Genomic DNA, 13,903 nt, shown 5'->3' on the forward strand with positions numbered 1-13,903 from the left:
TATAAGATGTTCCTTTGGAAAGAAGAAATTTTTTACGAAAGAGGGGTAATTATTTGCTATGAAAAAATGGCGCATTGCATCTTTAATTGCTATTTTCACACTGATTCTTTCGGGCTGTGGCAAGCCGTATTTATCAGCGTTAGATCCAGCAGGAGAGGTTGCGGAGAAACAATATGATTTGATGATACTCAGTACTTCCATTATGGTATTGGTTATTATCGTCGTTGTTATACTATTTGTACTTGCAATTTTAAAATTTCGTCGTAAAAAGGGAGATAATTCAATCCCTAAACAAATTGAAGGTAATCACAAGTTGGAAATCCTTTGGACCGTTATTCCGATTATTTTATTAATCATTCTTGCAGTTCCAACCATTTATTATACGTTTGATTTTGCGGATGTATCTGCTAAAGATGACAAGGATAAGGATGGTAATCCAACAGCCTTAACAGTGAATGTAAGGGCGAATTACTACTGGTGGGAGTTTGAATATCCAGGTGAAGGCATTATGACAGGACAAGAGCTTGTCGTGCCAACCGATGAAAAGGTTTACTTTAATTTAAAGGCTACTGATGTAAAGCATTCCTTCTGGATTCCATCTGCTGGAGGTAAGCTTGACACAAATACGGAAGGTGAGAATAGCTTCTGGCTAGAGTTTGATGATAAAAAGAGTGAAGAGGCCGGCAGGATTTTTTATGGGAAATGTGCTGAGCTATGCGGAGCTTCTCATGCTTTGATGGATTTTAAAGTGAAAGCCTTGCCAAGAGATGAATTTGATAAATGGGTAGCCAGCATGAAAGAAACAAAGCATACAGAAGAAAAACTAACTGATGCAACTGCTAGTGAAGGACAGGAAATCTTTAATAAAAGCTGTATCGGTTGTCATGCAATCGATTCAAACGATCAGCGACCGGAACAGGCACGATTAGCACCCAACCTATCCAATTTTGCTGATCGTGAAATAGTAGCGGGTTATTTGGAAAATAATGAAGAAAATGTGAAGAAGTGGCTTGAAGATCCTGAGTCAGTTAAAGAAGGAAACAAAATGACTGGTACATACGGAAAGCTTTCTGATTCACAAATTGAAGCGCTTACTAAGTACCTGGAAACCTTAACGCTAAAATAAAAGTTTGCTAGTTTGCAAAGGGGAGGTTAAAACGTGAGTACGATTACTCAAAAAAAGGGGTTTCTTAGTGTTATCTGGGATTATTTAACTACAGTTGACCATAAGAAGATTGCCAAGCTCTATATCTTTGCGGGAGGAATTTTCTTCTTGCTCGGGGGGCTTGAAGCAATGTTTATACGAATACAGCTTGTTAAGCCTGAAAATGATTTTATCAGTGGAGGAATGTTTAACCAAATCATTACCATGCATGGAACAACCATGATATTCCTGGCTGCCATGCCTTTATTACTTGGATTTATGAATGCAATCATGCCGCTGCAAATAGGGGCAAGAGACGTAGCATTCCCATTTTTAAATTCATTAGGTTTTTGGTTGTTTTTCTTTGGCGGTATCTTTTTAAACTTATCTTGGTTTATGGGTGGAGCGCCTGATGCCGGGTGGACATCTTATGCAACTCTTTCGTTGGCATCTGAAAGTCACGGAATAGATTTTTACATACTGGGACTTCAGATATCTGGTATGGGTTCGTTAATTGGCGGAATTAACTTCCTGGCCACGATTATTAATATGAGGGCACCTGGAATGACGTTCATGCGTATGCCTCTTTTTACATGGACAACATTCGTGGCGTCTGCCTTGATTTTATTTGCTTTCCCGCCGCTTACAGTGGGATTAACATTGATGATGTTTGATCGTATGTTTGGATCCAGCTTCTTTGTAACAGCTTTAGGTGGAAATACAATTATATGGGAGCATTTATTCTGGATTTTTGGACATCCGGAAGTATATATATTGGTTCTTCCAGCATTCGGGATTTTCTCAGAGATAATTCCGACATTCTCTAGAAAAAGATTATTTGGATATTCTTCCATGGTTTTTGCAACTATTCTAATTGGTTTCTTAGGATTCATGGTATGGGCTCACCATATGTTTACAGTAGGTCTTGGTCCAGTTGCAAATGCTATATTCGCTGTAGCTACTATGGCAATTGCAGTTCCAACTGGAATTAAAATCTTTAACTGGCTATTCACCATGTGGGGCGGTCAGATTACGTTTACGACGCCAATGTTGTATGCTGTCGCTTTTATCCCATCGTTTGTTATGGGTGGAGTGACCGGAATTATGAATGCTGCAGCGCCGGCTGACTATCAATATCACGATAGTTATTTCGTTGTTGCCCATTTTCATTATGTTATTGTAGGTGGAGTAGTGCTGGCCTTACTGGCAGGTACGCATTTTTACTGGCCAAAAATATTTGGAACTGTGTTGAATGAATTTTTGGGTAAAATTACTTTCTGGTTATTCCTAATTGGATTCCATTTAACATTCTTTGTTCAACATTTCCTCGGATTAATGGGAATGCCTAGACGTGTATTCACCTACTTAGACGGACAGGGATGGGAGACTGGTAATTTAATTTCTACTGTTGGAGCATTTGTGATGGCAGTCGCTGTCATTATCTTATTGGTTAATATCGTGATTACAACCGTTAAAAACGTCAAGGTTGGAAATGATCCATGGAAAGATGGCCGTACACTTGAGTGGTCCATATCTTCGCCAGCTCCTGAGTACAACTTTGAAAGATTGCCATTGGTACGTGGATATGATGCCTGGTGGCTAGAAAAAATGGAAGGCAGGAATGGCATGACACCGGCTGAACCTCTTGGTGATATCCATATGCCTAATAACTCCATTCTGCCGGTCTTTATTTCTTTTGGATTATTTGTTGCCGCTTTTGGTGCACTTTATAATGCAACAGATAAGGCATGGACTGTTCCGGTTATGATTATTGGTTTGTTGATAACCTTCTTGGCTATGCTCATCCGTTCCATCAAAGATGACCACGGATATCATATTCATAAAGAAGAATTGATCTCTTCTAATCCCAAAAATGATAAGGGGGTTGAGGTGTAATGGATACACAACAAAAATTCACACCAGAAACATGGCCATCTCACCCTGAGAAACATACAGCAGAAGGAAAACATAAGTTTTTAGGTTTTTGGCTGTTTCTTGCTGCAGAGACAGTACTATTTGCTTCATTATTTGCAACGTACTTAGCATTAAAAGATAGTGTACCGCCTAATAAGGATATGACTTTGGCTAAAGATTTGTTTGATATGCCGCTGGCTTTTATTGCTACAATGCTGCTTTTAACAAGTTCTTTAACAAGTGTGTATGCCATGTACCACATGAGAAATTATGATTTTAAACAAATGCAGTTTTGGCTTTTAATCACGGTTTTACTGGGAGCTGCCTTCCTGGGATTAGAAATTTATGAATTTAACCATTATGTGCATGAATACCATCACACATTTACAGGGTCTGCATTTGGATCAGCCTTTTATACATTGGTCGGTTTCCACGGGGGACACGTAACGTTTGGATTGCTTTGGATTATTGCCTTAATGCTCCGTAATTCAAAACGCGGATTAAATTTGTATAATGCACCGAAATTTTATGTTGCGAGCCTTTACTGGCATTTTATTGATGTGGTTTGGGTATTCATTTTTACAGTTGTTTACTTAATGGGAATGGTGGGGTGAAGATAAATGGAAAATCAACCTAAGACACGTCTTAGTAAGGAAGCTCTTAAATATAGACGGAAGAAAAATGCGGAAGATATGAAGATGCAGGTTATTACATTTATAATGATGATCTTCTTAACTTTAGTTGCGTTCTTTGCAGTGGGTTATGAGGGGTTTTCCAGATGGTTTGTATTGCCATTTATCTTATTGCTCGCAGTGATACAGGTCATTTTTCAACTCTATTATTTTATGCATATGAATAAAAAAGGACATGGAACAATGGCAGGATTTATGTACACCGGGTTGCTCTTTGGTGTAACAACTATCCTTACATTTGTACTGATTGTGTGGATTTAAGAAGGAATCGGCTTAACTCGTTAAGCCGATTTTTTTAAAAGATTGGCTTTGTTAAAGTTCATTGTTGATTTATTAGCTGGGTGATAGTAGTGGGTGTTCTGAAACTCCTACTGGAGGAGCGAGACTGGGGAAACCTCATAGGCGTAAATCAACGAGGAGGCTACCGGACGACCTGCATAAAGCGGAGCCCTGGAACGGATATCAACATTTAAGTTTAATAGAGCTAAAAGATGGATTCAGATACCATTTTTTCTTAAATACTATAATAGAGGCAGGAAAACTAATTAAGAGGTGAGTTAATTGAATTTAGACATGTTCGGATTTAGGGCCTTATGGAGTCCTTACTTATTCCTCATGACAATCTTGATAGTAGCCGTCTATTTTTATGTTACTTATTATAAAGCGGGTGAACATTTTAAAAGGAAAGAAGCTATCTATTTCTCTATAGCAATGGTTCTTTTTTATATTATTGAAGGCTCACCAATCGATTTATTGGGGCATCTATCTTTTACGATTCATATGGTTCAGATGGCGTTTTTATTTTTAGTCATTCCGCCATTTATTCTATTAGGATTACCGGATTGGCTGTTAAAGAAATTCGTATTTAAAAAATGGTTTTTACTCCTTACACAACCATTGATAACGTTAATTTTCTTTAATGGGCTTTTTTCTTTTTACCATGTCCCATCCATTTTTGATATTGTAAAAGTTAATATGCTGCTTCATAGTCTGTTCACAGCAGTTCTGTTTGTTTCCTCACTCTTTATGTGGTGGCATTTAGTAAATAAAATTGAAGAGAGCCAACGATTATCAGGACTTAAGAAAATTGGATATATATTTGCTAATGGCATATTAATTACACCGGCCTGTGCACTGATCATTTTTTCAAAAGTGCCGATGTATGCGACATATGCAGATCCTGCGGTGTGGATGGAAGCCATGAAACTCTGTGTTCCTGTTGGTACCTTATCAGGGTTGGATTTGAGTGGCCCTCAAATGTTTATAAATATGCCAGTTGTTGAAGATCAGCAAACAGGCGGTGTTATTATGAAAATTATCCAGGAAATCGTTTATGGAATTATCTTAGCCTATACCTTCTTCAATTGGTTTAAAGAAGATACTAAGAAAGCAGATGCAGAAACAAAACGATTTATGGAAGCAAACCCGCATTTAGGGAATTAATTGGATGAATATTTAAACTTTAGTGAACTAAATAGTAAAATTTGAGTTTTCAAATATAATATTTTACAATTGTAGAGTTAACAGAATTAGTAAAGAGAGGTTCAGCTATTATGAGCGGTTCATTACCCGTATTGCCTACGATAAGCACTGCATGCATCGTGATCAGTGCTATCCTTGTAGGTTTTGGAGTATGGCAAGTAAAAAAAGGAAACATAAAGTTTCATCAAAAATTGATGTCTTGGGCAGCTGTATTTGCCATTTTGTTTTTTGTAATTTATGCAAGCAGAACACTATTTATAGGAAACACTGCTTTCGGGGGACCTGATTCGATAAAAATATACTATACAATTTTTCTAATCTCACATATTACGCTGGCAACCATTGGAGCGGTTATGGGAATTATTAGTCTGTATTACGGCTATAAAGGAAAAATTGAGAAGCATCGAAAAATAGCTCCTCCTACAAGCATAATTTGGATGGTGAACGCTGTAGCAGGTGTTACTGTCTATTTATTGTTATATGTTATCTATCACGGTGGAGAAACCACGAGCGTTTTTAAAGCGATTCTTGGTTCTTGAAAATAAAAGTTGCATAGGTGAAACAGGTCGTCTCATAGAATTAGAGACGGCTTTTTTTATCTTCTTTTACAACAGCGTTTATTGGATGGAATTTTAATTGATATTTTTTGACAGGGCAGGGTGATGTCAATCTGGGGCCTTATAAATTAAATCTTTTATGTATGTATTTTTTAATGCAAGTATTCGGAGGTGCGAGAATGAAACAAATTAGGACCAGTCGAATTCTGATTATCCCGTGTTCCTTGTCGTTGGCAAAGTCACTTATTTTATATCCCAGAGATTTTAAAATGGTTTCCCCCGTATATGTCCCTGACAGTTTCCCATCTGATCGAATTAAAGGTATGCTCCCTCTTTTAATAGAATTATTTGAAGTGGAAGGAGATGCTGGCTGGTGGATCTGTTTTATTATTGATTTGAAGCGTCAACAATTTATTGGTGAATTAGAGGTAGAAGAAAACCCTGAAGGAGTAGGATGCATAAATTTCTCTTTAAATTTTACAGATGACGGAACAGAAAAGGAATATGCGTCTGAAGTTATAGAAGGTTTGCTCTATTATTTTAAAAAAACAGGTACTGCAAAAATAGTAAAGACTGAAGTAGTGGCTAAACAGTCTTGTTATAAAGAGGTCTTAAGGATGCATGGATTTGAGGCTGAGAGAGGTGATGGACATTATTGCTTAATGAGAAAATACATGAGGTAAGCCTGCAGGATGTATGATTCCTGCAGGCTTTCTGCGTACTTTTTATTCAACCTCGACAAATATATCTAACTCAGCTTTTACAGAAGCTAGAACAGTCTCACATTGCTTCTGTAGTGATGTTGGGAAATGCTCTGTCTCTCCATATTCGACACCATGAGGGTAATAATGCTTTCCGAGGACCGGGGTCATTAATTGAATAGTTGCCCGGTGTGCACCTACATCACCTTCAATAGCATATCCAAAGACGCGTAAATAGAATGTACCGTCTTTTAATTCGTATTTTTTGTCGTAGGAAACGCGTTCGTAATCCCACTGTTCAGCTCGTACCATCCCATTTTCGCTCATGACTTCATCTAGCCTGTTTAAGTTCACTTGGTATTTCTCAAGGCCTGTATTTTCAAATTTCATCTTATTTCCTCCTATCCCCTTTTAGCAAATGCCCTATTTCGGTATGAAACAAGTAATGGGAATTCTCCCTTCTAATTTTAGTATTAATTTTCCTTATCTGCAATAAATTGTTCTTTCATAGAATCAGAAAGATCTTTCTGATTCTATAAATATTCTATATGCATATAATATACTTATTTATAATTGTTTCGATTTAAGTGATAGGTTTGTTTCAATTCTAATGGTATAATTATATTATATACAGTATGAATGATAGGAGGGACTTCCTCTGAAATTGGGTTTGAAGGTTATTTTTTGTTTAGTTTTAATTACAGTAGGTGGCATTTATTTAACGGTTCATGAAGATGGAAAAGACAATACAGCTATTATCGATCACGACTCCGTTAATGAAAATACAATAGAATCCTCAGAAAAGATGAAAGAAGTTTCGAATAACAAGACTAGACCTGAACAGGGTGTATCTAAATGGATCGGTAAAACCAGCAATCAATTGCTCGAGGAATATGGTGAACCCAGTCGTATTGATCCTTCAGCTTATGGATATAATTGGTGGATCTATAATGAAACAGTAAACAACTATATTCAATTTGGAGTAAACGAAAAAAATAAAAAAATTGTGACCCTATTCAGTTCTGCAGATGATATTAATCTATATCCCTTTTTTATAGATCAAACAGTGGAGTCTCTATATAAAGAATTAAATATGGATAGTTATATTAAGTTAAAGTGGAAAGACACTGAATATCATTTTGAGTTATCGGAAGAAGATCTTCATTATCGCCCTCTAATAAAGCTCGGTGATATGTATGCACAGGTTTATTTAGATAAAATACTGGGGCGTGTATCGGGTGTTCGATTTATGGATGCAGAAACATTAATTATGCATAAGCCATATGAACTTACTTATCGGGGCGAATTATATGAGCCTAAAGAATTGTCCGAAGAAGAATGGAAACTGGTAGAAGAAGGCAGTCAGCTCCAGATCCTGGATCTGACGAATGTCATAAGAAAACGTTTTGGTTTGAATTCTCTGGAATATGATGAGAAAATCTCGACTGTAGCTTTTAAGCACAGTGAAGATATGATGAGGAATGAGTATTTCGATCACGTATCTCCAGAAGACAAAGATGTTGGTGATCGTCTGAAGGAAGGCGGTATCTCTTACAATTCGGCTGGTGAAAACATAGCTGCTCAGTACACAGATGCAATTGCGGCCGTTGAAGGATGGCTCAATAGTAAAGGACACCGAGATATTATGCTGAATGAAGATTTTACCCGACTTGGAGTAGGCGTATACAAAAAATATTACACACAGAACTTTGTATCTTTGCATGAATAAAATGTACATTAAAAAGAGCAATGAAGAAGCTATTTTCTCTTCAATTGCTCTTTTTAGTTTATAAAAAGAGGGATCTCGTATATTGTTCGGAAGGAATAAGATTACTGAATTAACACTTATGCTTGGTCCATTTAAGTACAAAACGAAAGGACCTTGCTCTCCATATTTCCGTGGTCAAATTTATGGAGTTACATTATCTAAACAAAAACAGCCTATCATCCTTACTTGTTGTTTAAAATTATACTGGGTAAATAGCAAAGGTATCGTTTAAATTCTTTAATAAGAATCTTCACTTATTGTTTCTCGGAAACATATACTATCCTAGGCGTATGTCATGTGGTGAGGTGAGATTAAATGGATGAATCTAATTTGCATCCTTCTGTACAGGAATTTAAGCTTTTTCTTAAGGATAATCCCAAAATCGTAAAAGATGTCAGGATGGGCAAGAAAACATGGCAAGAAATTTACGAAAATTGGGCCCTGCTTGGTGAAGAGGATGAAGCGTGGAACGAATATAAAGGAGAAAAAAAGGATGAGAAAGAGACTGAGAAAACAGATAAGGGAGAATTTATTTCGCAGCTTCTTAATCAACTGAAGAAAATGGATCCTGATCAAATCCAAAAACAAATAGGGAATATAAGTCAGGCTTTAGGGGCGATTCAAGGGGTTATCTCTCAATTTCAATCTACCGCACAAACAGAAGAAAAGCCACCTCCTGTTCCTAATAATCATCCTTTCAAATTTAGACAAGATTAGCTCATAAAGATCGGAGTGAGAATTTGAGACAAGATATCTATGAATTGATCGAAGCTGATGAAGATTTACTGAGCTTTTTGAGACAACAGCCAATCTGGTACAGACGGTTGTGCAGAAATCCACAGGAGTTTGCGTTATTTAATACAGAAGCGAAGTACTTTTTAAAAAAATCTATCCCAGACCGGGTTCATCAGCTTTCAAACAGTGTTCAAATGGCCTCTATGATGGTTTCGATGTTTCAATCAATGAATAGCGGTAATCAATGAATGGACATTCTGTAAGGGTAGATGAAGTATGGCGAGTATTCTAGCTAAGTACTTCTTCTACTTATCAGTATAGAGCGGACAAGCTTAAGGAGATACCTAAGATTGAATGGAAACTATTCCTAACTTATAGCATCCTTGAATATTACATGATATGATAAGGTTGGAGGTGAGTATTTTCATGCTTGCTACTATTGAAACGGTTGAAATCATTGACCATGCTGAACAATTAGCCAAAGAGATAATGAATTCAGATATAGCTCAGCAATACTATTTAAGTCTTGATCAGATGAAGAAGGACCAGGTTGCACAGAAAAAAATACATGCCTTTAATTCTTTAAAGGATGCTTACGAGGAAGCTCAGCGTTTTGGGAGATACCATCCAGATTACCGAACTATTTCAAAAGCAATCCGTGAGGCTAAAAGAGAAATGGACCTTCACCCATCTGTGATTGAATATAAACAAGCTGAAACAAGCTTGCAGCAACTATTGGATGAAATCAGCATGCTGATTGGCCATTCAGTATCTCCTCATATAAAAGTACCGACAGGGAACCCTTTCTTTGAATCATCCTGCAGTGGAGGATGCGGTACGGGGGGAAGCTGTGGATGTTCGTGACGGTATAAAAAAAGGCAATCCCCGATAAAAGACGGGGATTGCCTTTCGTTTTAGACTGTAGACAAAGTCTGCAGTTTTTTTGTTTCTGCTGTTCTCTCTATTCCGTCCGCAAGAATTTTCACAAACAAAGTAAGGCATCAAACTGTATGGTACTATCCTTTTCTAATAAGGACTATAGATGAATCACCTGAGACTCTTTAAGGTTTAATTCTGGGAGATAATATAATTAGAGATACTTATCTTTTAGTGAGTATGTATTCTTTAATTACAGGTGTCCACCAATCAGTTTTGGAAAATAATTAAAAAGGTACAATTACATATAAAGGTCTGGCCTCTGTTCCCTATCTATCTAAATATTGATACACCTTTTGATAATATGGTACACTAAATATAAATTGCATCCTAAAGGGGTATGTATATGTTTGTAGAAAGGCAAAGCCTGATTGTATGGCTTCATAGTCTAAAACAAGTGAAAACATTGCGTAAAACAGGCAATTTGCATTATGTTTCCCGCAAATTAAAATATGCTGTATTATATGTGAATATGGACGAAATAGAGGCAGTATCGGAAAAATTATCTTCATATGCTTTTGTAAAAAAGGTGGAATTATCTCATAAACCGTTTATTAAAACAGAATTTGAGAGTAAAAAGCATGAGAAGGAAAAAGATGAATATAAAATAGGTATTTAAATGGGAAGCCGGATCCATTAGGATCCGGCTTTTTATTGCAATGGGGGTAAGAAGCGATTCATACGCATTATTCCAATTAAATATTGATAATATAGGTCAGTGTCAGCAAAAGTGGATGAATGTCTGACTTCCAATGAGATAATCTCTCTATTCTGGTCTCTGGCCGCTTGCTCAAATAATTCATAACGCTTGCTTGGTTTATTATCTAAAACAGGGATGCCTTCCCTGCAAATATAGAGTGGGATGAAGTCACCATAGCTAGATTTTTTCATGACTAATACAAATGACAAGACCTTACCTTTTGCGCCTTCTGACTGTAAGCATAAAAAATAATTCATCCGAGATTGATTAGCCTTTGCTAATTCTAATAGCTCATAAAGGTCAGAATATCCTGGCCCAAGTTCAATAAAACGTTGATTCATTCCGAGTGTCCTCCTGTATTGCAATATGGTTTAGTGTACCATATTATCCTGCCAGGTTAATCTGGGATGATAGCTGTATTTAAAGAAAATGATTATAAAATTCTGCTTTTAAATAATATTTGTTTTTAAGAGGGGGAAAAAAGTAATAAAAAAGCCCTGCGATGTAACATCGCAGGGTCCTTCTATACCTTCGCGTAGGAAGGCAGAAGGCAAAGGGAGAGGAGAAACCGGAGGAAGAACTTATGGGGAAACGTAAGTCTTCTCCGCGGTTGGCAACAACATCTCTGAAGATGTTGTTGCTAGTAGTATGGCCAAATTCAAGTGAACTATTCAAGGGTAGGAGAAAATTGATTTCTATTTGTGAAATCAAGAATTTTTATGGTAGGATATCTTAGAAAGTTGAATACATATGAAATTTGGTGACAGATTATGCGAGTCATTTCAGGTACTTGTAAAGGAAGACCATTAAAGGCTGTTCCGGGCATGACAACCCGGCCAACTACAGACAAAGTAAAAGAGTCCTTATTTAATATTGTAGGACCTTATTTTGAAGGAGGACAGGTTCTGGATCTATTTTCAGGAAGCGGTTCCCTTGGACTTGAAGCTCTGAGCCGTGGGATGGAAAGAGGCGTTTTTGTTGATAAAGATGCTAAAGCTATTCAAATAATTAAAACGAACATTGCTTCATGTAAGATGGATAATCAGGCAGAGGTTCACAGAAGTGATGTCTTGCGGGCATTAAAAGCTCTTGGTAAGAGAAATAAGAAATTTGATCTTATTTTTATGGATCCCCCTTATAAAATAGCTAACATCATCCCGACTCTCATTGGAGAAATTGAAGATGCTGAGTTGTTGGAAGAGAATGGTTTAATCATTTGTGAACATGGAGAAGAATTGACTCTTCCTGAACAAATAGGCGGGTTCACAAGGTTTCGTACAGAAAAGTATGGAATTACTGTCATATCCTTTTTCGAGAGATAACTACTAATTATGAAGAATGGGGGAGTATTGTGAAGAAAATAGCTGTATGCCCTGGAAGTTTCGATCCCATAACATATGGACATCTGGATATTATTCAAAGAGGAGCAAAGATATTTGATGAATTATATGTTGGTGTCCTCCATAATTCTGCTAAAAAATCGTTATTTACGGTAGAGGAGAGAGTACAACTCATAGAAGAAGCCACTGCCCATTTACCAAATGTGAAAGTGGACAGTTTTCAAGGATTGCTCGTGGATTATGCAAAAGAAAAAAATGCAATTGCGGTTATTCGGGGGTTGAGAGCCGTTTCCGACTTCGAATATGAGATGCAAATCACCTCAATGAATCGCTTATTAAATGATCAAATTGAAACATTTTTTATAATGACAAATAATCAATTTTCCTTTTTAAGTTCTTCAATCGTAAAAGAAGTAGCAAAGTATGGTGGAGATATATCGGAGCTTGTCCCTGAGTGTGTGCAAAAACGCCTGAGTAGAAAGATCGCTGAATAAGCTCATTTGGAAAAAAGCCAATCCTATATAAAAAGGGATTGGCTTTTAACTTATAGTGATTTTCTATACTGTATAAATAATAAAGCGGTGTAGCCGGCTAGAGATACAATAGTGATTAATGCGCCATAGTTGACAAAGAAATTCAGGATCGTACTGGATAATCCTCCGTATGTTTCCATAGAGAATACCAACTGAGAGAAAGATGTATTTTCGGCTGTGGATAGCCGTAAATATATGGGTTTCCATAAAATCAGGGTAAGGATTGCTGCAAAAAGAGTGTGGAGAAGGCGTGCAATAAAGAATGGTTTAAACCGTATATCGGTTTCGGCCAAGATACTGGCGACCTGAGCCTGGATGCTGAATCCTCCAAATGCGAGTAAAGCACTGACAATGATTGCTTGTGGCAATAATGTAGCTCCATCAGCCTGACTCGTTAATTGTGATCCTAAAGTGATTTCAAACAAACCAGAAATAAAAGGAACACTTAATGATGATGGGATATGAAGAGTATAGAATAGACTGTTAACGATGGAAGCGAAAAAGCCGGTAATATGTAAATGGAATAAAAGTTTGTTAATAACAGAAAAGATAATAATGAATCCGCCAATCATTAAAAGTGTCTGAATGGAGGAGTTAACTGCATCTCCTAATATTTTTCCAATAGGCCGTTGGTCATTAAGGCGGGTGCGGTGCATGCTTTTTAAAGCTTCCATGATTGGAAATATGGTTGTTTCTTTTTTTGTACGTTCGAATTTATCCCTTTCTTCTTTTCTTCCGTAAAATCTCATAATTAAACCAACACAAATATTCGCTGCATAATGGGTTAATCCTAACAGTATTCCTAGTTTAGCGTTATTAAAAAAACCAACAGATACAGCTCCAAAAATAAACAGCGGGTTCGATGAACTGGTGAATGACACTAATCGTTCTGCTTCTATCCTTGACAGCTGTCCCTCATCTCGAAGCCTGGCCGTTAGCTTTGCTCCAGAGGGATTACCGGATGCCAGACCCATTGCCCAGACAAACCCTCCTGCTCCAGGTACTTTAAATAAGGGACGCATGAGTGGTTCTAGAAAAACACCCAGTAATTTTACTACACCAAATGCAATCAACATTTCTGCAATGATTAAAAAAGGCAATAAGGAAGGAAATACTATTTCAAGCCAAATATTCAAACCCCGAACAGATGCTTCAAAGGATTCCTGAGGCATTAATATTAATGCTGCTGCCATTATAACTGCAATCAATGCCAATAGTGCTGATTTTAAACCTGATTTATCCAAATTAAATCCCTTCCCTTATGAAATTTAAGCGTAGTAAATAATCTAATGTTAAAATATATTTAATAAAATATTGAGAGAATTGTATGTGACGGGGGTTGTCCCCATTATTAAAATATACGCAGTGAAATACAGTTTAGAACGAAGACTCCGTTATTGG

The 13,903-nt window shown here is 37.0% G+C and carries 17 protein-coding genes; 14 read left to right on the forward strand and 3 right to left on the reverse strand.

Features of this window, described 5'->3' with window-relative positions; translation table 11 throughout:
- The first annotated feature begins 58 nt into the window (after positions 1-58).
- From coxB to AC4G3L_RS09845, 7 genes are all read left to right on the forward strand, one after another.
- Complete coding sequence (gene coxB / locus AC4G3L_RS09815) at positions 59-1,126, forward strand: cytochrome c oxidase subunit II (protein ID WP_491076773.1); 1,068 nt, start codon at positions 59-61, stop codon at positions 1,124-1,126.
- Positions 1,127-1,159: 33 nt separating this feature from the next.
- Positions 1,160-3,040, forward strand: coding sequence for a cytochrome c oxidase subunit I (gene ctaD, locus AC4G3L_RS09820; protein WP_491076774.1), 1,881 nt, complete (start codon positions 1,160-1,162; stop codon positions 3,038-3,040).
- Positions 3,040-3,672: a cytochrome (ubi)quinol oxidase subunit III gene (locus tag AC4G3L_RS09825; protein ID WP_491076775.1), complete on the forward strand. Its 633-nt coding sequence runs from the start codon at positions 3,040-3,042 to the stop codon at positions 3,670-3,672. The genes ctaD and AC4G3L_RS09825 overlap by 1 nt, the downstream gene beginning before the upstream one ends.
- Before the next feature lie 6 nt (positions 3,673-3,678).
- A complete protein-coding gene (gene ctaF, locus AC4G3L_RS09830; RefSeq protein ID WP_491076776.1) occupies positions 3,679-4,011 on the forward strand; it encodes a cytochrome c oxidase subunit IVB in 333 nt (110 codons plus the stop codon).
- A gap of 300 nt (positions 4,012-4,311) precedes the next feature.
- Positions 4,312-5,193, forward strand: coding sequence for a cytochrome c oxidase assembly factor CtaG (gene ctaG / locus AC4G3L_RS09835; protein WP_491076777.1), 882 nt, complete (start codon positions 4,312-4,314; stop codon positions 5,191-5,193).
- A gap of 110 nt (positions 5,194-5,303) precedes the next feature.
- Entirely contained in the window at positions 5,304-5,771 is a 468-nt protein-coding gene (locus AC4G3L_RS09840) for a DUF420 domain-containing protein (protein WP_491076778.1), read from the forward strand.
- A 197-nt stretch (positions 5,772-5,968) separates the two neighbouring features.
- Positions 5,969-6,472: a hypothetical protein gene (locus AC4G3L_RS09845; RefSeq protein ID WP_491076779.1), complete on the forward strand. Its 504-nt coding sequence runs from the start codon at positions 5,969-5,971 to the stop codon at positions 6,470-6,472.
- 42 nt (positions 6,473-6,514) lie between these two features.
- Here AC4G3L_RS09845 and AC4G3L_RS09850 read toward each other — a convergent pair whose 3' ends face one another.
- Positions 6,515-6,880, reverse strand: a complete 366-nt coding sequence (locus AC4G3L_RS09850) for a YugN family protein (RefSeq protein WP_491076780.1) — start codon at positions 6,878-6,880, stop codon at positions 6,515-6,517.
- 274 nt (positions 6,881-7,154) lie between these two features.
- On the opposite strand from AC4G3L_RS09850, the gene AC4G3L_RS09855 reads away from it, so the two are divergent.
- The 5 genes from AC4G3L_RS09855 to AC4G3L_RS09875 all read left to right on the forward strand — a co-directional run bounded on the left by AC4G3L_RS09855 (position 7,155) and on the right by AC4G3L_RS09875 (position 10,548).
- Positions 7,155-8,219: a CAP domain-containing protein gene (locus AC4G3L_RS09855; protein WP_491076781.1), complete on the forward strand. Its 1,065-nt coding sequence runs from the start codon at positions 7,155-7,157 to the stop codon at positions 8,217-8,219.
- A 354-nt stretch (positions 8,220-8,573) separates the two neighbouring features.
- Positions 8,574-8,975 (forward strand): spore coat protein YlbD, encoded by a 402-nt coding sequence (gene ylbD / locus AC4G3L_RS09860; protein WP_491076782.1) that lies wholly within the window; start codon positions 8,574-8,576, stop codon positions 8,973-8,975.
- A 23-nt stretch (positions 8,976-8,998) separates the two neighbouring features.
- Positions 8,999-9,241 (forward strand): YlbE-like family protein, encoded by a 243-nt coding sequence (locus AC4G3L_RS09865; protein ID WP_491076783.1) that lies wholly within the window; start codon positions 8,999-9,001, stop codon positions 9,239-9,241.
- A gap of 178 nt (positions 9,242-9,419) precedes the next feature.
- A complete protein-coding gene (locus AC4G3L_RS09870) occupies positions 9,420-9,857 on the forward strand; it encodes a YlbF/YmcA family competence regulator (RefSeq protein WP_491076784.1) in 438 nt (145 codons plus the stop codon).
- Between the two features lie 418 nt (positions 9,858-10,275).
- Positions 10,276-10,548 carry a YlbG family protein gene (locus tag AC4G3L_RS09875; RefSeq protein ID WP_491076785.1) on the forward strand — a complete coding sequence of 91 codons (273 nt, stop codon included), beginning with the start codon at positions 10,276-10,278 and terminating at the stop codon, positions 10,546-10,548.
- 32 nt (positions 10,549-10,580) lie between these two features.
- On the opposite strand, the gene AC4G3L_RS09880 is transcribed toward AC4G3L_RS09875, so the two are convergent.
- On the reverse strand, positions 10,581-10,970 hold the full coding sequence (locus AC4G3L_RS09880; protein ID WP_491076786.1) for a DUF7147 family protein: 390 nt from the start codon (positions 10,968-10,970) through the stop codon (positions 10,581-10,583).
- A 429-nt stretch (positions 10,971-11,399) separates the two neighbouring features.
- On the opposite strand from AC4G3L_RS09880, the gene rsmD reads away from it, so the two are divergent.
- Positions 11,400-11,951 (forward strand): 16S rRNA (guanine(966)-N(2))-methyltransferase RsmD, encoded by a 552-nt coding sequence (rsmD, locus tag AC4G3L_RS09885; RefSeq protein ID WP_491076787.1) that lies wholly within the window; start codon positions 11,400-11,402, stop codon positions 11,949-11,951.
- Between the two features lie 29 nt (positions 11,952-11,980).
- Complete coding sequence (coaD, locus tag AC4G3L_RS09890) at positions 11,981-12,463, forward strand: pantetheine-phosphate adenylyltransferase (protein ID WP_491076788.1); 483 nt, start codon at positions 11,981-11,983, stop codon at positions 12,461-12,463.
- Positions 12,464-12,513: 50 nt separating this feature from the next.
- Here coaD and ylbJ read toward each other — a convergent pair whose 3' ends face one another.
- The gene (gene ylbJ, locus AC4G3L_RS09895; RefSeq protein ID WP_491076789.1) at positions 12,514-13,746 is read right to left on the reverse strand and encodes a sporulation integral membrane protein YlbJ; all 1,233 of its coding nucleotides are present in this window, start codon (positions 13,744-13,746) and stop codon (positions 12,514-12,516) included.
- Positions 13,747-13,903 lie beyond the last annotated feature (157 nt).

This window comes from Bacillus sp. z33, from assembly GCF_058313615.1.

Coding starts and splice junctions, on each gene's coding strand:
- coxB (WP_491076773.1), top strand. CDS start 59: ATGAAAAAATGGCGCATTGCATCTTTAATTGCTATTTTCACACTGATT.
- AC4G3L_RS09825 (WP_491076775.1), top strand. CDS start 3,040: ATGGATACACAACAAAAATTCACACCAGAAACATGGCCATCTCACCCT.
- ctaF (WP_491076776.1), top strand. CDS start 3,679: ATGGAAAATCAACCTAAGACACGTCTTAGTAAGGAAGCTCTTAAATAT.
- AC4G3L_RS09840 (WP_491076778.1), top strand. CDS start 5,304: ATGAGCGGTTCATTACCCGTATTGCCTACGATAAGCACTGCATGCATC.
- AC4G3L_RS09845 (WP_491076779.1), top strand. CDS start 5,969: ATGAAACAAATTAGGACCAGTCGAATTCTGATTATCCCGTGTTCCTTG.
- AC4G3L_RS09850 (WP_491076780.1), bottom strand. CDS start 6,880: ATGAAATTTGAAAATACAGGCCTTGAGAAATACCAAGTGAACTTAAAC.
- ylbD (WP_491076782.1), top strand. CDS start 8,574: ATGGATGAATCTAATTTGCATCCTTCTGTACAGGAATTTAAGCTTTTT.
- AC4G3L_RS09870 (WP_491076784.1), top strand. CDS start 9,420: ATGCTTGCTACTATTGAAACGGTTGAAATCATTGACCATGCTGAACAA.
- AC4G3L_RS09875 (WP_491076785.1), top strand. CDS start 10,276: ATGTTTGTAGAAAGGCAAAGCCTGATTGTATGGCTTCATAGTCTAAAA.
- AC4G3L_RS09880 (WP_491076786.1), bottom strand. CDS start 10,970: ATGAATCAACGTTTTATTGAACTTGGGCCAGGATATTCTGACCTTTAT.
- rsmD (WP_491076787.1), top strand. CDS start 11,400: ATGCGAGTCATTTCAGGTACTTGTAAAGGAAGACCATTAAAGGCTGTT.